The organism is Streptomyces sp. KL2, from assembly GCF_046529545.1.
GTDB classification, from domain to species: Bacteria; Actinomycetota; Actinomycetes; order Streptomycetales; family Streptomycetaceae; genus Streptomyces; species Streptomyces radiopugnans.
Genome location: NZ_CP127170.1, coordinates 3,518,954 through 3,545,057, shown reverse-complemented (window position 1 = coordinate 3,545,057; position 26,104 = coordinate 3,518,954). Strand labels below are relative to the sequence as shown.

23 protein-coding genes and 1 tRNA gene are annotated in these 26,104 nt (G+C 73.1%); 18 read left to right on the top strand and 6 right to left on the bottom strand.

Annotated elements, in window-relative coordinates; genetic code table 11:
* Positions 1 to 118 precede the first annotated feature (118 nt).
* The 6 genes from QPK52_RS16095 to mscL all read left to right on the top strand — a co-directional run bounded on the left by QPK52_RS16095 (position 119) and on the right by mscL (position 6,233).
* On the top strand, positions 119 to 1,600 hold the full coding sequence (locus QPK52_RS16095) for a potassium/proton antiporter (protein WP_410538191.1): 1,482 nt from the start codon (positions 119 to 121) through the stop codon (positions 1,598 to 1,600).
* Positions 1,601 to 1,899: 299 nt separating this feature from the next.
* The gene (locus tag QPK52_RS16090) at positions 1,900 to 3,270 is read left to right on the top strand and encodes an MFS transporter (protein WP_410538190.1); all 1,371 of its coding nucleotides are present in this window, start codon (positions 1,900 to 1,902) and stop codon (positions 3,268 to 3,270) included.
* A gap of 145 nt (positions 3,271 to 3,415) precedes the next feature.
* Positions 3,416 to 3,724, top strand: a complete 309-nt coding sequence (locus tag QPK52_RS16085; protein WP_410538189.1) for an FmdB family zinc ribbon protein — start codon at positions 3,416 to 3,418, stop codon at positions 3,722 to 3,724.
* 103 nt (positions 3,725 to 3,827) lie between these two features.
* Positions 3,828 to 4,658 (top strand): S-methyl-5'-thioadenosine phosphorylase, encoded by an 831-nt coding sequence (locus QPK52_RS16080; RefSeq protein WP_410538188.1) that lies wholly within the window; start codon positions 3,828 to 3,830, stop codon positions 4,656 to 4,658.
* A gap of 318 nt (positions 4,659 to 4,976) precedes the next feature.
* Positions 4,977 to 5,531 carry an RcpC/CpaB family pilus assembly protein gene (locus QPK52_RS16075; RefSeq protein ID WP_410538187.1) on the top strand — a complete coding sequence of 185 codons (555 nt, stop codon included), beginning with the start codon at positions 4,977 to 4,979 and terminating at the stop codon, positions 5,529 to 5,531.
* 108 nt (positions 5,532 to 5,639) lie between these two features.
* Positions 5,640 to 6,233 (top strand): large conductance mechanosensitive channel protein MscL, encoded by a 594-nt coding sequence (mscL, locus tag QPK52_RS16070; RefSeq protein WP_410538186.1) that lies wholly within the window; start codon positions 5,640 to 5,642, stop codon positions 6,231 to 6,233.
* Between the two features lie 22 nt (positions 6,234 to 6,255).
* Here mscL and QPK52_RS16065 read toward each other — a convergent pair whose 3' ends face one another.
* Entirely contained in the window at positions 6,256 to 6,453 is a 198-nt protein-coding gene (locus QPK52_RS16065; protein WP_410538185.1) for a hypothetical protein, read from the bottom strand.
* A 53-nt stretch (positions 6,454 to 6,506) separates the two neighbouring features.
* On the opposite strand from QPK52_RS16065, the gene QPK52_RS16060 reads away from it, so the two are divergent.
* Positions 6,507 to 7,559, top strand: a complete 1,053-nt coding sequence (locus QPK52_RS16060; protein WP_410538184.1) for a P1 family peptidase — start codon at positions 6,507 to 6,509, stop codon at positions 7,557 to 7,559.
* 201 nt (positions 7,560 to 7,760) lie between these two features.
* Here QPK52_RS16060 and QPK52_RS16055 read toward each other — a convergent pair whose 3' ends face one another.
* Positions 7,761 to 8,777, bottom strand: a complete 1,017-nt coding sequence (locus tag QPK52_RS16055) for an RNA polymerase sigma factor RpoD/SigA (RefSeq protein ID WP_410538183.1) — start codon at positions 8,775 to 8,777, stop codon at positions 7,761 to 7,763.
* A gap of 182 nt (positions 8,778 to 8,959) precedes the next feature.
* Here QPK52_RS16055 and QPK52_RS16050 point away from each other — a divergent pair, with 182 nt between their 5' ends.
* From QPK52_RS16050 to QPK52_RS16025, 6 genes are all read left to right on the top strand, one after another.
* Positions 8,960 to 9,481 (top strand): GNAT family N-acetyltransferase, encoded by a 522-nt coding sequence (locus tag QPK52_RS16050; RefSeq protein WP_410538182.1) that lies wholly within the window; start codon positions 8,960 to 8,962, stop codon positions 9,479 to 9,481.
* Positions 9,482 to 9,897: 416 nt separating this feature from the next.
* Entirely contained in the window at positions 9,898 to 11,739 is a 1,842-nt protein-coding gene (locus tag QPK52_RS16045) for a glycoside hydrolase family 3 protein (RefSeq protein ID WP_410538181.1), read from the top strand.
* A 57-nt stretch (positions 11,740 to 11,796) separates the two neighbouring features.
* A tRNA-Arg gene (locus QPK52_RS16040) sits at positions 11,797 to 11,869 on the top strand.
* Between the two features lie 550 nt (positions 11,870 to 12,419).
* Positions 12,420 to 12,623: a cold-shock protein gene (locus QPK52_RS16035; RefSeq protein WP_093659107.1), complete on the top strand. Its 204-nt coding sequence runs from the start codon at positions 12,420 to 12,422 to the stop codon at positions 12,621 to 12,623.
* Positions 12,624 to 12,896: 273 nt separating this feature from the next.
* Complete coding sequence (locus QPK52_RS16030; RefSeq protein ID WP_410538180.1) at positions 12,897 to 14,390, top strand: DEAD/DEAH box helicase; 1,494 nt, start codon at positions 12,897 to 12,899, stop codon at positions 14,388 to 14,390.
* Positions 14,391 to 14,519: 129 nt separating this feature from the next.
* The gene (locus QPK52_RS16025; protein ID WP_410538179.1) at positions 14,520 to 14,780 is read left to right on the top strand and encodes a CBS domain-containing protein; all 261 of its coding nucleotides are present in this window, start codon (positions 14,520 to 14,522) and stop codon (positions 14,778 to 14,780) included.
* 133 nt (positions 14,781 to 14,913) lie between these two features.
* Here the strand turns inward: QPK52_RS16025 and QPK52_RS16020 are convergent, their stop codons facing one another.
* The 4 genes from QPK52_RS16020 to QPK52_RS16005 form a co-directional block, all read right to left on the bottom strand.
* A complete protein-coding gene (locus QPK52_RS16020) occupies positions 14,914 to 15,252 on the bottom strand; it encodes a MerR family transcriptional regulator (protein ID WP_410538178.1) in 339 nt (112 codons plus the stop codon).
* A 592-nt stretch (positions 15,253 to 15,844) separates the two neighbouring features.
* Positions 15,845 to 16,537: an esterase/lipase family protein gene (locus QPK52_RS16015; RefSeq protein ID WP_410538177.1), complete on the bottom strand. Its 693-nt coding sequence runs from the start codon at positions 16,535 to 16,537 to the stop codon at positions 15,845 to 15,847.
* Between the two features lie 134 nt (positions 16,538 to 16,671).
* Entirely contained in the window at positions 16,672 to 18,060 is a 1,389-nt protein-coding gene (locus tag QPK52_RS16010; protein ID WP_410538175.1) for an FAD-dependent oxidoreductase, read from the bottom strand.
* A gap of 233 nt (positions 18,061 to 18,293) precedes the next feature.
* On the bottom strand, positions 18,294 to 19,235 hold the full coding sequence (locus tag QPK52_RS16005; RefSeq protein WP_410538174.1) for a hypothetical protein: 942 nt from the start codon (positions 19,233 to 19,235) through the stop codon (positions 18,294 to 18,296).
* A 20-nt stretch (positions 19,236 to 19,255) separates the two neighbouring features.
* Here QPK52_RS16005 and QPK52_RS16000 point away from each other — a divergent pair, with 20 nt between their 5' ends.
* The 5 genes from QPK52_RS16000 (at position 19,256) to QPK52_RS15980 (ending at position 26,097) form a co-directional block, all read left to right on the top strand.
* Positions 19,256 to 20,491 (top strand): CapA family protein, encoded by a 1,236-nt coding sequence (locus tag QPK52_RS16000; RefSeq protein WP_410538173.1) that lies wholly within the window; start codon positions 19,256 to 19,258, stop codon positions 20,489 to 20,491.
* A 210-nt stretch (positions 20,492 to 20,701) separates the two neighbouring features.
* Complete coding sequence (locus QPK52_RS15995) at positions 20,702 to 22,948, top strand: HAMP domain-containing protein (RefSeq protein ID WP_410538172.1); 2,247 nt, start codon at positions 20,702 to 20,704, stop codon at positions 22,946 to 22,948.
* Between the two features lie 6 nt (positions 22,949 to 22,954).
* A complete protein-coding gene (gene pgsB / locus QPK52_RS15990) occupies positions 22,955 to 24,514 on the top strand; it encodes a poly-gamma-glutamate synthase PgsB (RefSeq protein WP_410538171.1) in 1,560 nt (519 codons plus the stop codon).
* Complete coding sequence (locus QPK52_RS15985; protein ID WP_410538170.1) at positions 24,511 to 24,993, top strand: poly-gamma-glutamate biosynthesis protein PgsC/CapC; 483 nt, start codon at positions 24,511 to 24,513, stop codon at positions 24,991 to 24,993. The genes pgsB and QPK52_RS15985 overlap by 4 nt, the downstream gene beginning before the upstream one ends.
* A gap of 21 nt (positions 24,994 to 25,014) precedes the next feature.
* On the top strand, positions 25,015 to 26,097 hold the full coding sequence (locus QPK52_RS15980; protein ID WP_410538168.1) for a C40 family peptidase: 1,083 nt from the start codon (positions 25,015 to 25,017) through the stop codon (positions 26,095 to 26,097).
* Positions 26,098 to 26,104 lie beyond the last annotated feature (7 nt).

The following is a 26,104-nucleotide window of genomic DNA, read 5'->3' as shown; positions in this document are numbered from 1 at the left end:
TCAAGCGATGGTAAATTGTTAGGCAATGAAATGACTTCCCGGCGGCCGGGTCCCGGCCGCCGTCTCCGCATGCCCACGGAAGGACCGGCTTCTGACTGTCGACCGCCTCAACGAACTCATGCTGGTCTCCGCGCTCGTGCTGCTCGTCGCAGTCGCGGCCGTCCGGCTCTCCTCCCGCACGGGGCTCCCCAGCCTCCTGATCTACCTCGGCATCGGACTCGTCATCGGGCAGGACGGGCTCGGGGTCGAGTTCGACAACGCCGAACTGACCCAGGTGCTGGGCTACGCGGCGCTCGTGGTGATCCTCGCCGAGGGCGGTCTGGGCACCAAGTGGCGCCAGATCCGCCCGGCGATGCCCGCCGCGGCCGTACTGGCGACCGCGGGCGTCGCGATCAGCGTGGGCGTCACCGCCGCGGGGGCCCACTACCTGGTGGGGCTGGACTGGCGGCCGGCGCTGATCATGGGGGCGGTCGTCTCCTCGACGGACGCCGCGGCGGTCTTCTCCGTGCTGCGCAAGATGCCGCTGCCGCCCCGCCTGACGGGGATGCTGGAGGCGGAGTCCGGGTTCAACGACGCGCCGGTGGTGATCCTGGTCGTCGCCTTCGCCTCGGCCGGCCCGATGGAGTCGTGGTACGTCCTGATCGGGCAGATCGCGCTGCAGCTGGCCATCGGGCTCGCGGTGGGACTGGCCGTCGGCAAGCTGGGCGAGTACGGACTGCGGCAGGTCGCGCTGCCCGCATCCGGCCTGTACCCGATCGCGGTGATGGCGCTGTGCGTGCTGGCGTACGCCGGGGGCGCACTGGCGCAGGGCAGCGGGTTCCTGGCGGTCTACGTCAGCGCGGTCGTCCTCGGCAACTCCAGGCTGCCGCACCGCCCGGCCACCCGGGGGTTCGCCGACGGCATGGCGTGGATCGCGCAGATCGGCCTGTTCGTGCTGCTCGGTCTGCTGGCGACCCCCTCGGAGCTGCTGCGCGACTTCTGGGCCGCGCTGGCGGTCGGACTGGCGCTGACGCTGGTGGCGCGGCCGGTGTCCGTGGTGCTGTGCACCCTGCCCTTCCGGCTCCCGTGGCGGGAGCAGACGCTGATGTCGTGGGCGGGGCTGCGCGGCGCGGTGCCGATCATCCTGGCGACGATCCCCATGGTCGACCAGGTGGAGGACAGCCGGCGGATCTTCAACATCGTCTTCGTGCTGGTCGTGGTCTTCACCCTGCTCCAGGGGCCGACCCTGCCCTGGGTCGCCCGCCGGCTCGGGCTGGACAAGACCGACGGCACCCAGGACCTTGACATCGAGTCGGCCCCGCTGGAGCGGCTGCGCGGGCATCTGATCGCGGTCTCCATCCCCGACGGCTCGCGCATGCAGGGCGTGGAGGTGGCCGAGCTGCGGCTGCCGAAAGGCGCGGCGGTCACCCTGGTCGTGCGGGAGGGCAGCAGTTTCGTGCCCTCGCCGTCGACCGTCCTGCGGCACGGCGACGAACTGCTGGTGGTCGCCACCGACGCGGTGCGGGACGCCGCCGAGCGGCGGCTGATGGCCGTGGGCCGGGGCGGCAAGCTGGCGGGCTGGCTGGGGACGGCGGGCAGCTCGGCGCTGCGGGAGGACTGAGGAGGGCGGGAACGGGGGCACGGGCGGGGCGGTGAGGGGCGGCGGAACGAGGGCGGGGAGGCACGGGCGGGGCGCGGCCGGGTCTGCGGGGTGATCGGCTACCCTGAGGCCGTACGTTTGTCCGACTTTCGGAGCTACCGGAGTTTCGACCCCGCCTGATGCAGGGCCGGCACGGCCGCCCGGCCGACCACACGCCGCGGTCCGTGCGAGAGGACGGCCTTCGGCGTGCCCCCGCCGTACCGCGACACCGCGCGCCGTACGGCCCGCGGCGCGCTACCAGGCGGCAGAAAGGTACGGCCGTGGCCACCGCGGTCACTCCCGTCACGAACCGGAAGCCCGGCTACCGGGACCTGCTGCGCACGCCCGGTGCGTGGACGTTCCTGCTGCCCGGCTTCCTGGCCCGCCAGCCCTTCGCGATGCTGACGCTCGGCATCGTGCTGCTGGTCGAGGACACCACCGGATCGTTCGGCACGGCGGGCGCCGTCTCCGCCGTGACCGGCGTGTCGATGGCCCTGTTCGCACCCCGCAGCGGCCGGCTCGCCGACCGCTTCGGCCAGCGCGCGGTCCTGGTGCCCGGGGTGCTGCTGCACGCCGCGGCCGTGGGCGTACTGGCGGCCCTGGCACTGTCCCGGGCGCCGCTGTGGGCACTGCTGCTGGCGGCCGTGCCGGCCGGCGCCTCGGTGCCGCAGGTCGGCCCGATGGTGCGGGCCCGCTGGGCGCACCTGCTCAGGGGCGGGCCGGGCTCACCGGACGGATCGGGCCCGCCGGGCGGGCCGGGCGGGGCCCGGCTGCTGTCGACGGCGGCGGCGTTCGAGTCGGTCACCGACGAGCTCACCTTCGTCATCGGCCCGGTCCTGGCCACCGCCCTGTGCACCGGGGTGCACCCGGCCGCCGGACTGGCCGCCGAGGCGGCCCTGACCATCGTCGGCGGACTGCTCTTCGCGGCCCAGCGCCGTACCGCGCCCCCCGCCCACCGCCGCGCCCGGGGAGCGGACGGCGCGCCGCACGCCTCGGCGCTGTCGGTGCCGGGCGTACGGGTGCTGATCGTCGCCTTCCTGGGCATCGGCGCGGTCTTCGGCGGGATGCAGGTGTCGATGGCCGCCTTCACCGACTCCATCGGACGGCCGGGCCTCAACGGCGTGCTGTACGGGATCTTCGCCGCGGGCAACATGCTCGCCGGTCTCGTCTTCGGCGCCCTGACCTGGCGCTCGGCCCCGCAGCGCCGACTGCTGGCGGCGTACGCGCTGCTGACGCTGACCACCGCGCCCCTGTGGGCGGTGGACGTGGTCCCGCTGCTGGCCGTCCTCGGGCTGCTGACCGGCATGGGCATCGCGCCGAGTCTGATCACCGGCTTCACCCTGGTGGAGCGGCTGGTTCCGGCGGGTGTGCGCACCGAGGCGTTCACCTGGATGGCCGGTGCGGTGGCGCTGGGGCAGGCCGTCGCCGCGTCGGCCGCCGGGCAGTTGACGGACGGCTTCGGGGCGAGCGCCGGATTCACGGTGCCGCTGGCCGCCACGGCGCTGGCGCTGGTGACGGTGGCGGCACTGCGCGGATGGCTGAAGCCGGACGGCGGACAGGAGGGGGACGGGCAGACGGACGACGGGAAGGCCGGCGACGGGCGGCCGGGCGACCGGCGACCGGGCGACGGGAAGGGCCCGCGAACCGGGTGACGGAGGGCGCCGGAGGGAGGACGGGGAAGGGGCCCCGGGGCGTGGCGAGGGTCACCGTCCGCCGCTCCCGGTGGACTAAGCCGCCGGAATACTGCACCATGGTGCGTCGTTAGCACTCCACAGGGAAGAGTGCCAGGAGGAGCAAGTGCCGACCTATCAGTACCAGTGCACCGAGTGCGGCGAGGGCCTGGAAGCGGTTCAGAAGTTCACCGACGACGCACTCACCGAGTGCCCGAGCTGCAAGGGCCGCCTGAAGAAGGTGTTCTCCGCGGTCGGCATCGTCTTCAAGGGCTCCGGCTTCTACCGGAACGACAGCCGCGGCTCCTCGTCCGGCAGCCCGTCTTCGTCGTCTTCGTCTGCGGCGTCGTCGTCTTCGTCGGCCTCCTCTTCCTCCGAGAAGAGCTCGGGCTCGTCCGGCGGCTCGTCGTCCAAGGCCGGCTCCTCGGCGGCCTGACCCGGTCCCGCCCTCCGGCCCGGAGCCGGAACCCGCCTTTCCCGGCCCCGTCGCGGTGCGCACCGCGACGGGGCCGCGGCGTCGGGGGCTAGTGTGTTCGGCCATGAGCGCACAGGCGGAGACAGGCGTCATCGGCGGATCCGGGTTCTACTCGTTCCTGGACGACGTGTTGGAGGTCGCGGTGGACACGCCGTACGGCGAGCCCAGCGACTCCCTCTTCATCGGCGAGATCGCCGGGCGCCGGGTGGCCTTCCTGCCCCGGCACGGCCGCAAGCACCATCTGCCCCCGCACCGCATCAACTACCGGGCCAACCTGTGGGCCCTGCGCTCGGTCGGCGTACGGCGGGTGCTGGGGCCGTGCGCGGTGGGCGGTCTGCGGCCCGAGTACGGGCCCGGCACGCTGTTGGTGCCGGACCAGCTCGTGGACCGCACCAAGTCGCGCGTCCAGACCTACTACGACGGCGAGGCGCTGCCCGACGGCTCGGTGCCGAACGTGGTGCACCTGTCCTTCGCCGACCCCTACTGCGAGACGGGCCGGGCGGCGGCCGTCGCGGCCGCGCGCGGGCGCGGCTGGGAGCCGGTGGACGGCGGCACCATGGTGGTGATCGAGGGGCCGCGCTTCTCGACCCGCGCGGAGTCGCGCTGGCACGCGGCGCAGGGCTGGTCGGTCGTCGGGATGACCGGGCACCCCGAGGCGGTCCTCGCCCGCGAACTGGGCCTGTGCTACTCCTCGATGGCGCTGGTCACCGACCTGGACGCCGGCGCCGGGACCGGCGAGGGCGTCTCGCACGAGGAGGTGCTCCAGGTCTTCGCGCAGAACGTCGGAAGGCTGCGCGAAGTGCTCTTCGACACGGTGGCCGGGCTGCCGGCGGAGCGGGACTGCGCCTGCGCGACGGCGCTGGACGGGCTGGACCTGGGGATCGAGCTTCCCTAGGGGGTTCTCCAGGAGCCGGCCGGTGGCGCCGCGGGAGCGGCGGGCGGTGGGGACGGCACGGAGCGACGCAGGGAACGGGTGCGGCTCGTGCGGTTCCTGTGCCTCGTGTGGGTGAGCGAGTTGTCCACAACCGGTGGGTGGTCCACAGGGCCCGGCGGATTCCCGCGGGACCGGACATCGTCGGGGTGCTCCCAGCACAAGGCGGTGACCCCGATGTCCTCTTCGTCCCTCCAGTCCGCGCCCCCTCCGTCCCCCTCCCCCTCCCCCTCCACGCCCCACCCCCTTCCTCCGCCCTCATGCCCTCCGGCCGCCGGCCCCGTGCCGGAGTTCGAGCCGGTGCGCGCCGGGCGGGGCCCCCTCGGCCCCCTCCGCGCGGCGGGCCGGTGGTTCCGGGCGGTGGCGCTGCTGCTGGCCGTCGTCTCCGCGGGCGCGGCCCTGTGGGGAGCGCCCGGGGACGCGGGCGGGGACGCGGATGGAGACGGGCACCGCGCACTCCCGGCGGCCCGGCCCGCGGCCGGAGAAGCACCGGCGGGTCCGGCCCCGCCCGCGTCCCCGGACGGCGGGGAGGACGGCACGACGGTGGACGCCCCGGTGCGGATCCCCGACGCGGAGGCGGTACGACTGCTGCGCCCCGGGGACAGGGTGGACGTGCTGGCCACACCCGCCGCCGCCCCGGGCGCCGGCCCGGTGGATCGCGCGCGGACCATCGCCCGGAACGTGCCGGTGGCGGCCGTGCCGGAGCCCGCCTCCGGCACGGAGGCGGGCTCCGGCGGCCGGGAGGGGGCGCTGGTGGTGCTCTCGGTGCCCCGGCCGACGGCCGCCCGGCTCGCCGGAGCGGCGGCGCACTCCCGTCTGGCGGTGACACTGTGCTGACCACCGCCCGCCGGGGACCGGACTGGACAGTCCGCGCGGATTTCGTGCAGCGTGTGCTGCGTTCACCCGGCGGAGGCCGGAGCACGTGCGCGGAGGAGAGGCAGTCCGTTGAGCGAGAAGCAGGGCGTCCTGGCCGGGTTCAGGTCATTCCTGATGCGGGGCAACGTGGTCGACCTGGCCGTTGCCGTCGTCATCGGGGCGGCCTTCACCAAGATCGTGAACTCGGTGGTGGAGGGTGTCATCAACCCGGTGGTGGGCTCCATCGGTCCCAAGGACCTCGACCGCTACCAGTCCTGCATCCAGAGCCCGTGCGAGTTCGATGCGGCGACCGGTGCGGCCGTCAGCGGTATCGCGATCAAGTGGGGCTCGGTGCTGAGCGCCGCCCTGACCTTCCTGATCACCGCCGCGGTCGTCTACTTCCTGATGATCGTGCCGATGAACAAGTTCAAGGAGCGGCTGGACGCGCTGAGCGCCGAGGAGGCCGCGGAAGCGGCCGCGACTCCGGCCCAGAAGACCGAGGTGGAGCTGCTCACCGAGATCCGCGACGCGCTGCTGGCCCAGCGCGACGGCAACGGCGGCCCGGACGCCGCCCTTCTGGCGGCACAGCGCAGCGCCTCCGGGGGCGGCGTCGTCCGGCCGGGCACCGAGGGGCCGTCCGGTGCGTCCGGGGATACGTCCGGGGGCCCCTCCGGGAAGGCCTGACCCGGGCGTTCCCCGGATCGCCTCACAGATGGTGCGGTGGCTTCTCGTCCAGGAAGCGGGCCAGATCGGCAGCACCGCCGTCGCCGCCCGCCTCCGGGCGCTCGCCCCAGCCGCGGTCGGTGTCGTCGGCCGAGGGCCGGCTCAGCGGGTCGGAGAAGTCCAGCGCGGAGGCCGGGTCGCGGGGCGCGGCGCCGTGGCCGGGGGTGGCGGGGGTGCTCATCCCTCCAGAGTACGGCGGTCCCGGCCCGTGCCAGTGAGGAGGATCATGGCCTCATGAACGCCTCGAGGGTCAACGACGCACTGACGGATGTCCAGGGCCTGCGGGTCGGCCACGCACAGCGGATCGGCGACGGCTGGCTGACGGGCACGACCGTGGTCCTCGCCCCGGAGGGCGGGGCGACCGCCGCCGTGGACGTGCGGGGCGGCGGGCCCGGCACCCGGGAGACCGACGCCCTGGACCCGCGCAACCTGGTGGAGCGCGTCGACGCCGTGGTGCTGACCGGGGGCAGTGCCTTCGGGCTGGACGCCGCCTGCGGGGTGACGGCCTGGCTGGAGGAGCGCGGCAGGGGCTTCCCCGTGGGCCCGGAGCCGGACCAGGTGGTACCCGTGGTTCCGGCCGCATGTCTCTTCGACCTGGGCCGGGGCGGCTCCTGGCGGGCCCGTCCCGACGCGGCGCTCGGCCGGGAGGCGGCCGGGGCGGCCGCCCGTACGAGCGTCGGCGAGCCGGTCCCCCAGGGCAACGTCGGAGCCGGTGCGGGGGCTGTGGCGGGCGGGCTCAAGGGCGGAGTGGGCACCGCGAGCACGGTCCTGCCCTCGGGCACCACGGTGGGTGCGCTGGCCGTGGTCAACGCGGTGGGCTCGACTCTGGACCCGGCCACCGGAGTGCTCTACGGCGAGCTGTACGGCAAGCGCCCGGTCTTCCCCTCCGAAGCCGAGCACGCCGAGGCGCTGCGGTCCCTGGCCGCCGCCCAGCAGGAGTCGGAGCGCCGTTCGGCCGCCTCCGTACGGCCGCCGCTCAACACCACGCTGGCCGTGGTGGCCACCGACGCGCAGCTCACCCCCGCCCAGGCGCAGAAGCTGGCGGGCACCTCCCACGACGGGCTGGCCCGCGCGGTCCGCCCGGTTCATCTGCTCACCGACGGGGACACCGTCTTCGCCCTGTCCACCGGGGCACGCCGGCTGGAGGCGGAGGAGGTCAACGACGTGCTGGCGGCCGGGGCCGACACTCTGACCCGGGCGGTGGTCAAAGCGGTACGGGCCGCGGAGGGCGTGGACGGCCCGGGCGGGGTGTTCCCGGCGTACCGCGACCTCTACCGCCGCCCCTGAACCGGTACGGCTCCGTTCCCCGGCGTCGCCTCGCCACGCCGCCCCACCGCCACCGCCCCACCACGCCGGGCTCCGGACACAGCGGGCTCCGGACACAGCGGGACCCCGGCGCTGGGGGGGAGTGCGCCGGGGTCCCTGTCCAGGGGTCGTCTTCGGTTGTGCTCCGTCGCGGCGCGGTGCACTCCACCGCGCCGGACGCCGTCACGCCGCAGCGTCGAAGCCCGTGTCATGGGCCATCTTCTTCAGTTCGAGCAGGGCGTGCTTCTCGATCTGGCGGATGCGTTCCCTCGTCAGGCCGTGCTGCTTGCCGACCTCGGTCAGCGTGCGCTCGCGCCCGTCCTCGATGCCGTAGCGCGCCCGGATGATGGAGGCGGTCCGGTCGTCGAGCCGACCGATCATGTCCTCCAGTTCCTCGCGCCGCAGCATCACGAGCACGGAGTCCTCGGGAGAGGTCGCGGAGGTGTCCTCCAGCAGATCGCCGAACTGCGTCTCACCCTCGTCGTCCACGGACATGTTCAGGCTGACCGGGTCGCGCGCCCAGTCCAGCACGTCCGTGATGCGCTCGGCCGTGGAGCCCAGCTCCTCGGCGATCTCGGCGGGCTCGGGGTCGCGGCCGTGCTCGCGGTTGAACTCCCGCTGCACACGCCGGATCCGGCCCAGTTCCTCGACCAGGTGGACGGGGAGGCGGATGGTGCGCGACTGGTCGGCGATCGACCGCGTGATGGCCTGCCGGATCCACCACGTCGCGTACGTGGAGAACTTGAAGCCCTTGCGGTAGTCGAACTTCTCCACCGCCCGCACCAGGCCCGCGTTCCCCTCCTGGATCAGGTCCAGCAGCGGCAGACCGCTGCGGGGGTAGCGCCGCGCGACGGCGACGACCAGGCGCAGGTTGGAGCGGATGAAGACGTCCTTGGCGCGCTCGCCTTCGGCGGCCACGGCCTCCAGTTCCTCGCGGGTCGCGGTCGCGCCCGGCGAGTCCTCCGAGACGGGCTCGACCTCGCCGTCGAGGATCTGCCGGGCGTACACGCCCGCCTCGATGGCGAGCGAGAGCTCGACCTCCTTCGCCGCGTCCAGCAGCGGGGTGCGGGCGATCTCGTCGAGGTACATGCCGACCAGGTCCCGGTCCGCTACATCCCCTGCCGACGAGGTACGTACAGGTCGTGCCTCGTCAGCGCCGTTGGGATCGGCCTGACGACGGGCGACGGCACGGGTTGCCATGCGTACTCCCTTGCGAGTCGTGGTCTACAACTGGTCGGTGGCGGTCCAGCCACCCGGCGTCTCCTGGTTCGGGTGCCCGTTCCGATGGAATCAACGACTTCAATCCGGACAGAATTCCCACGGCGCGCATCGTTTTTCCGGATCTTGCGGTATTCTGCGCCGCCACACAGAGAGGGCCGGCCATGACGGAGCGCGGAGAAGTCCAGGTCAGAGCGGGCGAGGAAGGCGATCTTCCGGATCTGACGGACATCTACAACCACTACGTCCGCGAGACCCCCGTCACATTCGACGTCGAACCCCTCACCGTCGATGCCAGGCGTCCCTGGCTGCTCTCCCACCCCAAGGACGGCCCCCACCGTCTTCTGGTTGCCCTCGGCGCCGAATCGAACCGCGTCCTGGGCTACGCCACCAGCAGTCCGTTCCGCCCCAAGCCCGCCTACTCCACCTCGGTCGAGGTCAGCGTCTACCTGGCCCCCGACGCGTGCGGGCGGGGTGTCGGCACCCTGCTGTACGAGCACCTCTTCGACGCCCTCGGCGGCGAGGACGTCCACCGCGCCTACGCGGGCATAGCCCAGCCCAACGAGCCCTCCGTACGCCTCCACGTCCGCCTCGGCTTCCGCCACATCGGCACGTACGGCGAGGTCGGCCGGAAGTTCGGCCGGTACTGGGACGTGGCCTGGTACGAGAAGCCGCTGGGCCGCTGAGGCGCCGCCGAGGCGTCCGGCGCGCACCCGCGGTCCCGGCCGCGGCGGACGCGTCCCGCGTCACCCTCCGGGACCACCGTGCCGCGCCCCCGCCGCGCGTCGCCGCGCCCGGCCCCGGCCGCCACGGCCACAATCCCAGTGAGCCCGCCCGAACCGCCCCGCCCGAAACCGCCCTCCCGACTCCACCCTCCCGGCTCAGTCCCCGGACCGTCCGTCCCGGGCCCTCCTTCCGCGCCTCCCACGTACCTCCGCCAATGGCCCGACCACTGACAGTCCCGCACCCCTCTGGCCGCGGGCCCGACGCGCTGGAACGATGTGGCCGCCACGGCTCCGGCATCCGCCCCCCACATGCCGTCCCTTCCGCACGCGCACCACCGGCCCCACCCGCTCCGTCCGCCCATGTGAGGAGAGACCCGATGCAGCAGCCCGCGACTCCCAGCCGCAGACAAGCCCTCGCCACCGGCCTGTTCGGTGTCACCGCGGCGCTGACCGCCTCCGCCGCCCTTTCCTCCCCGGCGAACGCGGACACCGGGGCGGCCGCGGGGTCGGCCGCCGGCACCGACCGCGCGCGTGCCCGGGCCCGGGCCCTGGTCCGCCGCATGTCCCTGGAGGACAAGGTCGGGCAGCTCTTCGTCGTCGAGGTCTACGGGCAGGCCGCCGACACGGTCTCCGCGGGCAACCGCACCCTGTACGGCGTGGACACCCCCGCCGAGGTCATCGCCAAGTACCGGCCGGGCGGGGTCATCTACTTCGACGCCCGCCGCGGCCCCGACAACGTCCGCGACCCGCTCCAGACCGCCCGTCTGTCCAACGGCCTCCAGCGGGCCGCGGGCCGTGCGGGCGCCCGCGTGCCGCTGCTGGTCTCCATCGACCAGGAGGGCGGCAGCGTCGTCTACCGCCTCACCGACCCCGCCACCCTCCTGCCCGGGAACATGGCGCTGGCGGCGGGCCGGTCCGCCGCCGACACCCGGCGCTCGGCCGAGATCATCGGCCTGGAGCTGGCGGCGATGGGCGTCAACCAGAACTACGCCCCGGTCGCCGACGTCAACGTCAACCCCGAGAACCCGGTCATCGGCGTCCGCTCCTTCGGCTCCGACCCCGCCCTGTGCGCCTCCCTGGTCGACGCCTCCGTGAGCGGCTACCACCGCGGCCGGGTCGCCTCGGCCGCCAAGCACTTCCCCGGGCACGGCGACACCGACACCGACAGCCACACCGGCCTCCCGCGGATCGACCACACCCGCGAGGAACTGGAGAGCATCGACCTGCCGCCCTTCCGGGCCGCCATCGCGCGCGGGGTCGACACGATCATGACGGCCCACATCGTCGTCCCCGCCCTGGACCCGTCGGGCGTCCCGGCCACCATGTCGCAGCCGATCATCACCGGGCTGCTGCGCGAGGAGCTGGGTTTCGAGGGCCTGATCGTCACCGACGCCCTGGACATGCAGGGCGCCTCGGGCCAGTTCCCGCCGGACGTGGCACCGGTCCAGGCCCTCAGGGCCGGCTGCGACCAGCTCGTCCTGGCGCCGAAGCTGGACACCGCCTACAGCGCCGTCCTGGAGGCCGTGCGCAGCGGGGAGATCCCCGTCTCCCGTCTGGACGCCTCGGTCGAGCGGATCCTGGCGCACAAGCTCCGCCGGGACCTCTTCCGGTACCCGTACGTGGACGAGCAGCGCGCCGTACGCACCGTCGGCGCCGAGCGCCACAGGACCGATGCCCAGGCCATCACCGACCGCACGGTCACCCTGGTCAGGAACGAGGGCTCCCTCCTGCCCCTCTCCTCCGGCGCCCGCTCTGTCCTGGTGACCGGCTGGGGGGTGGGCACCACCCGGTCCCTCGCCGACGCCGTCGCCGAGCGGCCCGGCCAGAGCGCCACCGTGCTGGAGACGGGCGCGATCCCCTCCGCGGACCGCATCACGAAGGCGGCCGAAGCGGCGGCGGGCCACGGCCTGGTGATCGTCTCCGTCAACGCGGCCGCGGCGGGCTCCGAGAAGGGCGCCGCCCAGGCGAGGCTGGTCCAGGCCCTGATGGACACCGGCACGCCGGTCGTCGCCGTCGCCGTCCGCAACCCGTACGACATCCGCCGCTTCCCCGGCGTCCCGGCCTACCTGGCCACCTACTCCTACGGCGCCCCCTCCCTCCGGGCCGCCGTCCGCGCCGTCTACGGCGACCTCTCCCCCGCCGGCAGGCTCCCGGTCGCCGTCCCGGACCTCGGCTCCACCGGCACCCTCTACCCCTTCGGACACGGCCTGACGTACTGACTTCCGCCCAACACGTTCGGCACGCCCCGCACTCATCCGCTAACCTGTCCTGCGTCCGCCTTCGTAGCTCAGGGGATAGAGCACCGCTCTCCTAAAGCGGGTGTCGCAGGTTCGAATCCTGCCGGGGGCACAGAGCGGCACCAGGTCAGAGGCCCTTCCGTCCAGCCGACGGAAGGGCCTCCGAGTTCGCGGCACACATGTGGCACACGTGCCGTGCGCTCAGAGGGCGGGGAGCTGCCATGAGACGCCCGCGGAGGACGAGCCGGCCGCGCACCGCCGCACCCGTCAACGCGCTGCCGCGCACCTTCCCCGCCCCATGGCGAGCGGAACTGCTGTACCCGGCTGTACCCGGCGGCACCGCCGGGTACAGCCGGGTACAGCCGCGCTTGGATTTCACGACCATATCTGTTCCCGCCGCATGAGATTTCCGCGAAACGCGCGGCCAGTTTCCCTGCGGCAACGAGCAGAAAGAAATAGCTCAACCCGCACGGACCGCCGCAACGTGCTACTGTCGATTCCAGTTGCAGTTGTGGTTCCCGAGTTCCAGGCCCTCCCAGTCGGCTTCTGCGTCACTGGAAGTGCTTTTTGGCTCCGGTCTTTTTCCGGGCGGGGTGATCATCGCGGCGACACGGCGTCTGCGCAGTGCGGCCGCCGACTCACTGCCCCGAAGGAGAAAAGACATGACTACTGGCACCGTCAAGTGGTTCAACGCGGAAAAGGGCTTCGGCTTCATCCAGCAGGACGGCGGCGGCGCGGACGTGTTCGCCCACTACTCGAACATCTCCGCCCAGGGCTTCCGTGAGCTGCTCGAAGGCCAGAAGGTGAGCTTCGACATCGCGCAGGGGCAGAAGGGCCCGACGGCCGAGAACATCGTCATCGCCTGACGCCGACGCGCGCATCGCAGCCGGGGCCCGCATCCTTCGGGGTGCGGGCCCCGGCTGTACGCGCTCTCCGCAGCTCCTCGCCTTCGGTGCGACTGCGGAGAACCGGTGGGTACACGCCACCGGATGCCTTTCGAAAGAGCCGGCGCACGCCCTTTCGAGCACACCGCAGCGCATAATCAAATTCTGTTTCCATTCGGCCTGCTCTTGCGATTCTCCATGCCGTTCACCGCAGCGAGAATTCCCTGACATGCGCCGTGTCGAGGAAGGTTCCGCATGAACCGCACACGCACGAACGACCGCTTCGCCCGCGCTCGGAGCGGCGGTGCCGCCCCGCGGAGGGACGGCGGCCGGTTCGGCTCGTCGTCTCCGAGCCGCTCCGGTGGGCCGGTCCGTTCCAGCGGCCACGGCCGCCGCCCCGCCGCGCTCCAGGGCGAGTTCGCCCTCCCTGAGACGGTCACCCCGGCACTGCCCGCCGCGGCGGACTTCGCCGAGCTCGACATGCCCGCGGGGCTGCTGGCCGCGCTCGGTTCGCAGGGCGTGACCGTACCGTTTCCGATCCAGGCCGCGACGCTGCCGAACTCCCTGGCCGGCCGCGACGTCCTGGGCCGGGGGCGCACCGGTTCCGGCAAGACCCTCGCCTTCGGGCTGGCCCTCCTGGCCCGTACGGCCGGACGGCGCGCCGAGGCCCGGCAGCCGCTGGGGCTGATCCTGGTACCGACGCGTGAGCTGGCCCAGCAGGTCACCGACGCGCTCACGCCGTACGCCCGTTCGGTGAGGCTGCGACTGGCCACGGTCGTGGGAGGAATGCCGATCGGCAGACAGGCCGGCGCGCTGCGCGGCGGCGTCGAGGTCGTCGTCGCCACCCCCGGACGCCTCAAGGACCTCGTCGGACGCGGCGACTGCCGGCTGGACCAGGTCGCCGTCACCGTCCTCGACGAGGCGGACCAGATGGCCGACATGGGCTTCATGCCGCAGGTCACCGAGCTGCTCGACCAGGTGCGCCCCGACGGCCAGCGGATGCTGTTCTCCGCCACCCTCGACCGCAACGTCGATCTGCTCGTACGCCGCTATCTGAGCGACCCCGTCGTGCACTCCGTCGACCCGTCGGCCGGCGCGGTCACGACGATGGAGCACCACGTGCTCCACGTCCACGGCGCCGACAAGAGCGCGGCCATCACCGAGATCGCCGCGCGCGACGGCCGTGTGATCATGTTCCTGGACACCAAGCACGCCGTCGACCGCCTCACCGGGCACCTTCTGAACAGCGGGGTGCGGGCCGCCGCCCTGCACGGGGGCAAGTCGCAGCCGCAGCGCACCCGTACGCTGACGCAGTTCAAGAACGGACACGTCAGCGTGCTGGTGGCGACCAACGTCGCCGCCCGCGGCATCCACGTCGACGGCATCGACCTCGTCGTCAACGTCGATCCTCCGAACGACCACAAGGACTACCTCCACCGCGGTGGCCGCACGGCCCGCGCGGGCGAGTCCGGCAGCGTCGTCACCCTGGTCACCCCGGACCAGCGCCGCGCCGTGACCCGTCTCATGGCAACGGCCGGCATCGCCCCGCAGACCGCCCAGGTCCGTGCCGGGGCGGAGGCGCTGCACCGCATCACCGGTGCCCAGGCCCCCTCCGGCATCCCGGTCGTCGTCACCGCGCCGGCGGCCGAACGCCCCGGACGCGGCGGTGCCTCGCGCGGCCGGCGCCGCCCGGTCCCGGCGGCCCGGCGCGCGCCCGCGCGGCGGCCCGCCTCCGGCACGGCCGCCTAGAACCGCCCCGGCCAGAAGGCCGACCCCGATCTCTCCCCCGTCTCCAGGAGGCACCTTTTGACACCGGTCCGGATCCATTCCCGTTCGGCGACGAGCACCGAATCCGCGCACAGGACGGCTGCCGAGGCCATGGACACGGCCGGGCCCCAGGTCTGGGACGACATGACCGTCGAGGTGGCGCTGTCCGTCATGGCCGCCGCCCGCACGGGTCACCTCGTCGTCTGCGACGGGGACGGCAGGCGCACCGGCCTGGTCACCCGGGCCCGGCTCACCGCTGTGCGGAACGGCTCCGGGTACACGGACCGGATTCGTCTGCGCGATGTCTCGGACGGCGGGTCCTTCGCCTCGCCGCCGGCCCCGTCGAACCCACTGGTCTCACAGGCCCCCTGACCCCGCCGGCCACCGTGGCCGGGGCCGAGCACGCGATGCGGCACCGGCGGCCCGGGGCCATGCCCGCGGTCGGCGGACGCCGGTGGAGGGCGCCGGGTCGGGGCCGGTCGCCGGCGACTCCGTGTTCGACGGATCAGGCGTCCGCTTCGTGACCGGCCCCGGCGTCCCCGCGTCGCAGTTCGTCGTTGATGCGCCTGGCCTCTTCCAGCTGGTCCTCCAGGATGACGATGCGGCAGGCCGCCTCGATGGGGGTGCCCTGGTCGACCAGTTCACGGGCGCGGGCGGCGATGCGCAGCTGGTAGCGGGAGTAGCGGCGGTGGCCGCCCTCGGAACGCAGGGGCGTGATCAGCCGGGCTTCACCGAGGGCCCGCAGGAAGGCGGGCGTGGTGCCGAGCATCTCCGCTGCTCGCCCCATGGTGTAGGCGGGGTAGTCGTCGTCATCGATTCGGCCGAGCGGTGTGTCCGCGGTCATCTGCACCTCTGATCGGGGAATGCGTCCGGGGGCCTTGGCACCGTACGGCGCCAAGGCCCCCAGGGATTTGTAACACCACCGGCCGGCCTGCTGCGATGACGGCCTTCGGTTTCCGCATCGGCTCCCGTCGAAGGACGGGGGTACAGGATCGCGGACGCGTGACCGTGGTACCACCCTCCGCTCCGGGGGCCGCGGTACCCGGGCGGGTCCGCGCGCCCGGTGCACCACAGCAGGACGGGCCAGGGGTCGGTGGGTACGTCCGGTCCTGCGAGGGCGTGGTGCGCACCACGGCGGTCAGCAGCGCGCCGCTCGCCTCCGGCACCTGCGGCAACCCCCGGGGCCCGTCGCGCGGTCGGTGCGGACGGCGTTCGCCGGTCCGCCGGTTCTGCGGCTCTCCCCGGCGAAGGAAGCCTCGTCCGTCAACGGCGGCCTGCGTAGGGCCGGTTGGACGGTGTACGCGAAGAGGGCGCCGGCGGTGACGGGGGACGGGGCGGTACGGGGTCCGGCGGGAGGGGCATGGCGGGCACCGTACAGCGGCCGGGCCGCCACGGAGACGTCCCCGGCCGGACGGGCCGGGGACGTCCGGACGGGGTCAGCTGTCGACCGTGTCCCGGACCTGGCCGTAGACCGTGGCGTCGCTCAGGAGTCCGGAGTGCGACAGGCAGGCGGTCCTGGTGTTGACCGCACCCGACAGGGCGACGCTGCTGTCGGGGTTGATGACGGTGTCGCAGGGCGACCACCAGGTGGAGTAGCGCGCCGAACCGGGCGTTTCGTCACCTGAGTTGAGGGAGTTCAGGAAGGCCGACCCGATGCGCATCTCGGAGCAGGAGGTCTGGAAGCACCAGTTGGCCGTGTCGGTGCCGTGGTTGGGGCCGCCGAGGGAGACCCAGGCGTCGATCTTCGCCGCGCCGCCGAGGTTCTTGGCGTAGTAGCGCGAGGAGAGGCCGCCCATGGAGTGGGTGATCACGTCGACCTTGCTCGCCCCGGTGGCGGCGAGCAGCCGGTCCACCTCGGTGGCGAGCTGCTGCGCGGTGGTGGCGTTGGACTGACTGGTGTTGTAGCTCCACTGCCTCAGGTGGCCGGCGGGCCAGCCGTCGGCGCGGAAGCGTTCGGCCATGGTGTTCCACGTGGATCCGCTGCTGTTCCAGCCGTGGACGAAGAGGATCGGGTTGCTGCCGGGGCCGTAGGCGGAGGGGGACACCGCGGCCGCCGCGGCCGGGGCCTGGAGGGTGAGCGCGAGCACGGATGCCGCGGTTGCCGCGACGGCCAGTGACTTCTTCTTCACTTCGACCTCGAGTGGGTGCGGGGGGACGGGGGATGAGGAGCGGTTGCGCCGTGGGGGGGGATCGCAGGTTACTGACCGGTCACCGGATCCGGGCAAGACCCGTGCACGCCTTTCTTGTCGCGTACACGACTTCTTTACGACTCCGTGCGCACCGGCCCGCCGGCCCTCCCCGACGCGCGCAGCACGCGGAGCACGTGGCCGGGGGACATCAGCCGGGCGGGCGGCTGGAGCATGTGGGCCACCGCCAGGAACGTCCGGCCCAGTACGGGGTCGACGGAGGCCGCCGCGCGGTAGCGGGTGAGGTACCGGTCCAGCAGCCCGTCGGCCGGGCCGCGCCTCCCCTCCGCCTCGGGAAAGCGCAGGTCGCCGCCGGCCGCCAGCAGCCACGGGGTGTCGACGACCCTGGCGGCGGCGCGGAAGAAGCGCCGGGGCAGGCCGCCGGCGTCCCGGTCCCGGTCCCGGGCGAGGAGCGAGCGCAGCACGATCGCCTGCTGGGCCGCCGCCGTCATGCCCTGCCCGTAGGTCGGGTTGAAGCTGCACAGGGCGTCGCCGGTGACGAGGAAGCCGCCGAGGTGGCGGTCCAGCTTCTCGTAGTGGTGGCGCGCGCTGGCCGGATAGCGCATCCTCACCGGCTCGTTCAGCGGCTCGGCCGTGCGCAGCACCTCGGCCACGTCCGGTCCGGGCAGGGTCTCGGCGTAGGCCAGCATGCCCGCCTCGTCGGCCGGCGGTTCCTCGCCCAGCAGACCGAAGAGGACGACCGCGAACCGGTCCTCCCGCTCCGAGACGATGGCCCCGCCGCGCGGCAGTCCGGGGAAGGGCACCAGCGCGACGCCGCTCCGGCCGCCGAGGTGGTGGGGCTCGCGCCGGAAGTGGCGGGTGACGTAGACGACGTCGGCGCGTACCCGCGTCTGCCGCGGCCGGGGGTATCCCAGCTCCTCCAGCCAGGCCGGGGCCCGCGAGCCCCGGCCCGAGGCGTCGACGACCAGATCGGCGGGCACCGTCTCCTCCCCCGCCCCGTCGGCGCGCTGGCGCACCCGGACTCCGGTGGCCCGGCCGCGGTCGGGCGTGGTGACCGGGCCCAGCACCTCCACCCGCTCCCTGACCACGACGCCGGGGAGCGCCTCGACACGCGCGCGCACGTGGTGCTCCACCTGCGGCCGGCTCGCGCCGTACGAGATGACCCCGGAGGGCGCCGGACGCAGGAGGTGGCCGTCGAGGTACCAGTGGGCCTCGCCCTGGGTGTCCGCGCGGGTGGCCCCCGCCGCGAGCAGCTCCTCCAGGAATCCGGGGAACAGCTCCTCCAGCGCCTGCGCGCCGCGGGCGAGCAGTACGTGGAGCTGCCGGCTCTGCGGTACGCCGCGGCGGGGGGCCGGGTCGGCGGGAAGCGTGTCCCGGTCGAGCACCGTCACCCGGTCGTAGGCGTCGGCGAGCGCGCGGGCCGCCGTCAGCCCCGCGAGGCCGGCGCCGATCACCACGGCGTGGGACCGGTCCGCCGCGCGGGCGGGTCGGGGGATCTGGGCCATGGGCGAACTCCGTTCCGTACGGGGGCGGTTCGGCCCCTGGGCCGTCAGGTGCCATGCGCTACGAGCGTAGCGACTCCACGTGTCCGGTCCGTTCCTTTCCGTGCCCCCGTCCACCGCCGCCGGGGCGGCGGTGCTCACCGGCGGCCGGCCGGGCGGCAGGGCCGCGCCCTGCTCCACCGCCCGGAGGACGTCTTCGCCGCCGAAGCGCCGAGGCCCTTCTGCGGGACCCGCCGTCACCTCCAGCCGGCCGCCGTCGCCGCCACGGCCTCGGCCGTACGCGTCCTGAGCTCCTCGTCATCGCGGACGCTCCGGCTGAGCTCCAGGTGCAGGAAGGGGACCTCCTCGACGGCGGCCCGCCGCCCCTGGCGGTTGGTGCGTCCCTCCAGCGGGCACCGGCGGGCCCAGGCCCGGCACACCTCGAACCCTCCGTCCCGCAGCACGCGGGTCAGCTCGCGGGCCTCGTCGCGCCCGTCCTCGCCCCTGCCGGTCGAGACGATCGCGTCGTACCCCGGCGCGGAGTCGTCGGCGAAGCCGTGGGCCTGGACGGCGGGCATGCCCCGCTCGACCAGTTCGCCGCAGACCACGTGGAAGACGGTGTCGCTGCGGTGGGCGACGTCCGCCTCGTTCCCCCGGCCCGCCCTGCGGTGCGCGCCCGCTAGGACCAGGACGCCTCCGGGTGTTCCGCGCAGAACGGCGACCCCGAACCTCTCGGTGTCCCGGTCGGCAACGGGGTGGGGGACCTGGACGGACCAGCGGGGCGGGCTGTCCAGGTCGAGGTAGACCCGGCCCCATCCCCGGCCGGTACCGCCGCCGGCCTCGGCGACCTCGGCGAACCTCCTGCCGGTGACCCGGTCGGTCAGGGTGAGCAGGCCGTAGCCGACGGACGACAGCCGCCGTACGGCCTCCTCCCGCCGCCCGTCCAGGAGCAGCCCGACGCCGTCGGCCACCGCTCTCCGCTCGTCGCGCGCCGGTGGCCGGTAACCGCCGTGCGGGCCGAACGCGGCGGTGAACGAGGTGACGCGCCGCTCCAGGTCGACCCGGGTCTCCCGGCCCTCCGGTACGGCCGGAGCATGCGGCTGCCGCGCCAGCGTGGCGATCGTCACGCCTCCCGCCAACACGGCCATGACCAGCACGGTTGTCAGGATCGTTATCTTCTTGGCGGAAAAGGCGTTCATCGTGAGATAAAAATACCGGCGTGATACGACGCCCCGGCCGCCCGCGCGCCCACCACCTCCCCCTCCTCCTCGCACTCGCCGCGAGCGCCCTCACCGCGTGCGGCGCCGACGGGGAGGACGACGGCAAGCCGGCGGCGGGAGGCCGGTCGTTCAGCGTCGCCGCCGCCGGGGACATCCTGATCCACACCCAGCTCGTGGACCAGGCCGCCGAGGACGCCAAGGCGACGGGCAAGGGCGTGGCGGGCCTGGACTTCGACCCGGTCATGGCGGGGATCAAACCGGTGATCAGCAAGGCCGACCTGGCGATCTGCCACATGGAGCCGGTCGTGGGCACGCCGAAGGGACCCTTCCAGAGCTACCCGGACTTCCTCGTCCCCCCTCAGATCACCACGGCGATCCGCGAGGTGGGTTACGACACCTGCTCGACCGCCTCGAACCACACCCTCGACCACGGCCCGGCGGGCGTGAAGCGGACCCTGGACGCCCTCGACGCGGCCGGGGTGAGACACACCGGTTCGGCCCGCAGCCGCGAGGAGGCCGAGAAGCCGCTGATCGTCGACGTCAAGGGCGTCAAGGTGGCCCAGCTGTCGTTCGCGTTCGGCTTCAACGGCCGGGAGATACCGAAGGACATGCCCTGGATCACCAACCAGACCTCCTTCAAGGGGATCGCCGCCGCGGAGCGCGCGGCCCGCTCGGCGGGGGCCGACGTGGTGATCCTCAGCATCCACTGGGGACGCGAGCACCAGCCCGACCCCAGCACCTCGCAGCTGAAGCTGGGCCGCCGGATCGCCGAGGAGACCGGCATCGACCTGGTGATCGGCCACCACGCGCACGTCGTCCAGCCGATGGAGAAGGTGAACGGCACCTGGATCGCCTACGGACTCGGCAACCAGCTCGCCCGGCACGACGTCCCGACCGGCCTCACCGAGGAGGGCGTCATCGGCTGGTTCGAGTTCACGCAGCGGGGTGAGGAGTGGGACGTGGCGGCCCGCTACGTTCCCACCCTCGTGGACATCCCGCCGGACGCGGAGGAGGACTCCGGCGCCGCGGCCGAGGGGGCCGGGGGAGCCGAGGGGGAGGAACAGGTCTCCGACCACCGCCTGGTGGACGTGGCCGCGGCCCTGCGGGACGGGGACGGGCTGACCGGCCAGCAGCGCTCCCGCTACCGGCTCGCCTTCGAACGCACCAAGGGCACCATGCTCAACCGGGGCGCCGCCGAGGACGGTCTCCGGCCCCTGCGGGGCCTTCCGGACTGACCGACTCCCCGCGCCGCCACCCGAGGCGGGTGGATCACACTTCCAAAACTCGTACAACCTTACGGCTGGCACGTGAGTCGTATGCGGTCGGTGCATCACGACGCTCTCTTTCGGCGTGGCACACCCATCCCCTTAATCCCCAGGAGAGGAGCGCCCGTCGTGGCCGCTTCGCAGTCGAAGCGGCGGCAAAAGGTCCGCCGAAGAGCTGATATGTCACTGCTCGGCGGTATACGGCCGCCCATCGCGATCCTTGCGGCCCTGCTGCTCTCCGTGGCCGGAGTCACCGCCGTCAGCCTCGGCCGGGTGGGGCAGGACACCGTCTCCGAGGCCGTGCTGACGTCCCAGCAGCACTTCGCCGAAGACGGCGCCATCGCACTGCGCGCCTCCCTGGACGAGAGCGTCACGGACCTCAACCGGGCGGCCGCCCTCTTCAACGCCGGCGAGCCGGTCACACCCGACGCCGTCCTCGACAAGATCGGCAGCGTCTACCAGAAGTGGCGCGGTACGGCGATCATCGAGATCGAGTCGGGCAAGCTGCTGGCCGCCCGTGGCGAGACCCTGCCGCTCACCGCGATCGACCGCGGGAAGCTCGCCGAGGAGAACGGCCTGGCCCCCCGCATGGTCCGGCTGGAGAACGGCGAGACCAGGCTGCTCTCCCTGACCCTGCTGTCCTGGGAAGGGCAGCCCCAGCAGCTGCTGATCGCCTCCAGCAGCCTGAAGTTCCCCGGCATCAGCCTCGGCAAGTTCCGCGCCATCGCCGTCCTCGACTCGACGGGCGCGATCCTCAGCAGCGACGGCATCCCCGAGCCGGAGCAGGTCCTCACCGACCTCCAGCGCGAGGAGGTCAAGCACTCCAGGAAGCAGCTCGCGGCGTTCTCTAAGGCCGCCGCCGAGAAGGCCGACCGGCACCCCCTGAAGACCAAGGAACCCGGCGCCGGCGGCTTCCTCGGCGTCAGCGGGAGCATGACCGGCGACCGGTACCTGGGTGAGCGCTTCGTGGCCGGCTACGCCACTCTCACCGCCCCCCGGCCCGGCGAGAGCACCATCGCCACCGGGCTCGGCCTGACCGTGGTCTCCATGGTCGGCGTCGCCGAGGACCCCACGCGCACCGTCGACACGGTCTTCGGGCTGATCGCCGCGGGCGCACTGCTGGTCATCGGGGCCCTGGCGGTGGCACTGCTGCTGGGAGCCGTGCAGCGGCCCCTGCTCCGGCTCTTCCTGGAGAGCCGCCGGCTCACCCGCGGGGACGTGCACCGGCCGGTGACCGTGCCCAGGTTCGGGGAGACCGCCCGGATCGGCCGCGCCCTGGAGCGGCTGCGGCTCCAGTTGCTGAACGGAGGCCACGGGGGCTCGGACTCCGCGCCCCCGCCGGGCCGCGCCGCCGGGCGGTTCGGCATCCGCGCCCTGCTGTCGGTCTGCGCGGTCCTGCTGCTGCTGTGGTCCGCCCCGATGGTCCTGCTGCTCAACCGGGCCGACTCCGCCGCCGTCATCCCCCAGCAGCTCGTCAACGACCAGCGGGAGCGCACCGACACCCTGACCGACCGGGTCCGGCGCGCCCTCAACGAGGGTCACGCCGACCTGGTGTCGGTGGCCTCCCTGATCGGCGACCGCACGGCGGCCGAGGACATGACGGAGGTTCTGGAGCGGACCTCCAGGGAGCACCTGCGCTACCGGTCGCTGTACGTCCTCGACGCCGACGGGCGGATCCTCGCCCGCGCCGGCGAGGAGCCCCGGCACCCGGCCGGCGAGGGACCCGCCGCCGAGGCGATCACCGTGCTCGGCGAGGGCGGCAAGGAGCCCGTCGTCACCGGCTACGCCGAGGTGCCCGGCCGCGAGGGCGCCGCCGTGGTGGGCGAGTTCCGGATCGACTTCCTCAACTCACTGCTCAAGCGGCCCGGTCTGGGCGAGGTCCGGGTGGTGGACGCCGAGCGCCGGGTGATCGGCGGGAACACCGGCTACCGGGCCTTCCAGCGGCTCCCGTCCCAGCGGCTGGACGCCCTCGTGGAGGGCACCAACCAGCAGGTGGGCATGAGCCCGCGCCCCAGCAGCGTCCTGTACCGGGACGAGGACGGCACCCAGATGGCCGCCGCGGCCCCGTTCGTCGGCGGGGGCGCGGCCAAGCCGCTCGGCTGGACGGTGGTGAGCTGGCAGTCGGCCGCCGGGCTGGACATCCCCGAGTACACCTTCCAGAACCGCACCGTCCTGGCAGGCCTGCTCGGCCTGACCGCGGCCGCCGCCTGCCTGGGCTGGCTCCACATCGTGGTGGGGCGCCCGCTGCGCGAACTGGCCCGCCAGGCGGAGGCCCTGGCCGACGGGGACCACCGCACCGTCCTCTATCCGCGCCACCACGACGAGGTCGGCGCCGTCGTACGCAGCCTGGAGCTGATCCGGCAGACCCTGCAGGAGCAGCGCAGACGGGACGGCGCGGCCGCGCCGAGCCCGGTGGGAAGGAACTGATCACCCGTGCTCTTCCTCTACGCCGTCCTGGTGACGTGCGGTGCCGTCCTGCTGGTGGCGGGCATCGTCGAACAGCGGCGGCACTTCGCCAACCTGGAGCACATCCCCACCCGGGTGCTGGTCAACGGCATCCGCGGCAAGAGCTCCATCACCCGGCTGTGCGCGGGCGCGCTGCGCGGCGGCGGGCTCACCACCGTCGCCAAGACCACCGGCACCGCGGCCCGGTTCATCCACCCGGACGCCACCGAGGAGCCGGTCTACCGCAAGTTCGGCATCGCCAACGTGGTGGAGCAGATCGGCATCGTCCGGCGGGCCGCCGCCTACGACCCGGACGCCCTGGTGATCGAGTGCATGGCCGTCATGCCGGCTCTGCAGGAGATCAACCAGTCGAAGCTGATCCGCTCCACCATCGGCGTGCTGTGCAACGTGCGCGAGGACCACCTCGCCGAGATGGGGCCGACCCTCGACGACGTGGCGCGATCGCTGTCGCGCTCCATGCCCGAGGGCGGCGTCTGCGTGACCGCCGAGAAGGAGCGCTTCGCCATCCTCCAGGAGGAGGCGGACGCGCGGGACTGCAAACTGGTCTACGCCGACCCCGAGACCGTCACGGACGAGGAGCTGCGCGGCTTCAGCTGGTTCACCTTCAAGGAGAACGTGGCCATCGCCCTGGCCGTGGCCGAACTCCTCGGCGTGGACAGGCAGACCGCGCTCCAGGGCATGTACGACGCGCCGCCGGACCCGGGCGTGCTCTCCGTCGAGCGGTACCGCATCCCCGACGGCGGGCGGCTGCGGTTCGCCAACGTCTTCGCGGCGAACGACCCCGAGTCCACGCTGATGAACATCAACCAGCTGCTCGACCTGGGTGCGATCCACCGGCCCCTGAACGTGGTGATCAACTGCCGTCCCGACCGGGTGGAGCGCAACGGCCAGATGGGCAACCTGATCCCGGACCTGGAGCCGGAGAAGGTGTTCCTGATCGGAAACCCCACCAAGAGCGCCCTGGACGCGATCCCCGCCGAGTGGCGGCCCCGTGCGGTGGACCTGGGCGGCGACCGCCGCGACCCCGAGGAGTTCATGGCCGAGCTGCTCGGGCATCTGGGCGCGGACTCGTCGCTGGTCGCCATCGGCAACATCCACGGGCAGGGTGAGGTACTGCTGGAGCACCTCGCCGAGCTGCCGCCCGACGAGGAGCCGGACAGCGGCCCGGACGACGCGGCGCCGCACGCCCCGGAGCCGTACGCGCCCCACCTCGACCCGTACCTGGCCTACCCGGACGCGTACGAGGCCCGGTACCAGCGGGCGGAGCAGACGCAGCAGCTCCGCGTCATCGAGCGGCCCGCCTCCCCCGCGCCCGAACCCGGACCCGAAGCCGCGCCGGCGCCCGAACCGGCTCCCGAACCCGTACCGGAGCCCGAACCGGACCGGCCGCGGGACACCGGTCCGGCTCCGGTGCCCGGGGCCGTCCCGTACGTGCCGCAGCAGCAGAGTTCCTGGTTCGAGCGTCCGTCGCACACCCGGCAGACCCCCCACCCCGAAGAACAGCACAGTCCTGGAGAGTCCCGTTGATCCCCGCCGTCCTCACCCCCGAGATCGCCGCGATCGGCATCGCCCTGGGCCTGCTGTTCTCGCTGGTCTGCTACCTGACGACCAACCTCTCCCCGGGCGGGATGATCACCCCCGGCTGGCTCGCCCTGACCCTGGTGGAGGACCTCCAGCGCGCGGCGATGGTCGTCGGCGTCACAGTCCTGACCTACGTCTCCACCCTGCTCATGCAGCGCGTGGTGATCCTCTACGGCAAGCGGCTGTTCTCCGCCGTCGTCCTGACCGGCGTGACCCTCCAGGCGACCCTGGTCATCGTGCTGCAGCAGCAGTTCCCGCTGATGTACAGCAACCAGACGCTCGGTTTCATCGTGCCCGGCCTGATCGCCTATCAGCTGGTACGCCAGCCGAAGGGGGCCACCGTCCTGTCCACCGGCACGGTGACCCTGGCCACCTACGTCGTCCTCACCGCAGGAATCCTGCTCGGCGTCATGCCGTCCGTCTGACCCCCGACCGGAGTTGACCTGATGAGTGCCAAGACCAAGCGCGGGTCCCGTCCCGTCCTGCACGCCACGACGATCCTCGCCCTGCTGGCGGGCAGCGCGTACCTGACCGTGGAACTCCGCAAGGAGGAGCAGGCCAAGGCCCCGGCCGTCCAGGCCGTCACCGACACCCCCCTGGTGAAGTCGGGCGCCGCCCAGCAGACCGGCCGGCAGACCTGGGAGCGGCTGAAGAACCCCGACCGCTCGGTCCTGCGGGACGAGAGCGGGCAGGTGCTGGCCACCTTCACCGACGGTTCCCGCACCGCCACCCTCACCGGTCCCAGCCGCACCTTCACCGAGCCCGCCAACACCACCTCCCGGGTCGTCACCGAGAACTGGGTGAGGCTGATGCCGGAGCACTGGAAGAAGGGCGCCGAGAAGGAGAAGTGGTTCAAGGACTGGTTCGGGGAGTACTTCGGCAGCGAGGAGGACGACCTCTTCGCGATGGCCTTCCAGTACGTCGACCAGGCCCCGGTGAAGAAGGACGACGAGGGCGTCCCCTACGCGGGCGACGCCGACTTCGGCCCGATCAACCCCGATGGCGCGGAGGGCGCCGACTACCGGCTGGAGCAGTCCGACTTCTACGACTACCTCGGTATCCCCTACACCTTCCGGGACGGCACCACGATCCAGCCGGAGACCGCCCGGTACCGGGCGATGGACTGCTCCGGCTTCATCCGCACCGTCTTCGGGTACCGCGCCCGCTACCCCCTGCGCGCCCTCGACGCCAAGGGCGACGGCCTGCCCCGCACCGCCAACGGCATGGCCCGCTCCGACCTGGGCACGGACGTCATCCCCCTCACCGGGAAGGCGCCGCAGTACAGCAGGCCGGCCTCCATCGACGTCCTCCAGCCGGGCGATCTGGTGTTCTTCTGGCTGGACGCCCGCACCAAGGAGCGCCTGGACCACGTCGGCATCTACCTCGGGCACGACACCGACGGCCACAAGATCTTCATCTCCAGCAGGGAGGAGGTCAACGGGCCGACCATCGGCGACAAGGGCGGCACCTCCCGGCTCGACGGCAACGGCTACTACGCCAAGGCGCTGCGCAGCGCCAAGCGGCTGTAGCGTCCGC

Excerpts from the sequence above, each read along its gene's own strand:
- QPK52_RS16095 (WP_410538191.1), top strand. The coding sequence starts at position 119 with ATGCTGGTCTCCGCGCTCGTGCTGCTCGTCGCAGTCGCGGCCGTCCGG.
- QPK52_RS16080 (WP_410538188.1), top strand. The coding sequence starts at position 3,828 with ATGAGCGCACAGGCGGAGACAGGCGTCATCGGCGGATCCGGGTTCTAC.
- QPK52_RS16065 (WP_410538185.1), bottom strand. The coding sequence starts at position 6,453 with ATGAGCACCCCCGCCACCCCCGGCCACGGCGCCGCGCCCCGCGACCCG.
- QPK52_RS16060 (WP_410538184.1), top strand. The coding sequence starts at position 6,507 with ATGAACGCCTCGAGGGTCAACGACGCACTGACGGATGTCCAGGGCCTG.
- QPK52_RS16055 (WP_410538183.1), bottom strand. The coding sequence starts at position 8,777 with ATGGCAACCCGTGCCGTCGCCCGTCGTCAGGCCGATCCCAACGGCGCT.
- QPK52_RS16050 (WP_410538182.1), top strand. The coding sequence starts at position 8,960 with ATGACGGAGCGCGGAGAAGTCCAGGTCAGAGCGGGCGAGGAAGGCGAT.
- QPK52_RS16045 (WP_410538181.1), top strand. The coding sequence starts at position 9,898 with ATGCAGCAGCCCGCGACTCCCAGCCGCAGACAAGCCCTCGCCACCGGC.
- QPK52_RS16035 (WP_093659107.1), top strand. The coding sequence starts at position 12,420 with ATGACTACTGGCACCGTCAAGTGGTTCAACGCGGAAAAGGGCTTCGGC.
- QPK52_RS16030 (WP_410538180.1), top strand. The coding sequence starts at position 12,897 with ATGAACCGCACACGCACGAACGACCGCTTCGCCCGCGCTCGGAGCGGC.
- QPK52_RS16025 (WP_410538179.1), top strand. The coding sequence starts at position 14,520 with ATGGACACGGCCGGGCCCCAGGTCTGGGACGACATGACCGTCGAGGTG.
- QPK52_RS16020 (WP_410538178.1), bottom strand. The coding sequence starts at position 15,252 with ATGACCGCGGACACACCGCTCGGCCGAATCGATGACGACGACTACCCC.
- QPK52_RS16010 (WP_410538175.1), bottom strand. The coding sequence starts at position 18,060 with ATGGCCCAGATCCCCCGACCCGCCCGCGCGGCGGACCGGTCCCACGCC.
- QPK52_RS16005 (WP_410538174.1), bottom strand. The coding sequence starts at position 19,235 with ATGAACGCCTTTTCCGCCAAGAAGATAACGATCCTGACAACCGTGCTG.
- QPK52_RS15995 (WP_410538172.1), top strand. The coding sequence starts at position 20,702 with ATGTCACTGCTCGGCGGTATACGGCCGCCCATCGCGATCCTTGCGGCC.
- QPK52_RS15980 (WP_410538168.1), top strand. The coding sequence starts at position 25,015 with ATGAGTGCCAAGACCAAGCGCGGGTCCCGTCCCGTCCTGCACGCCACG.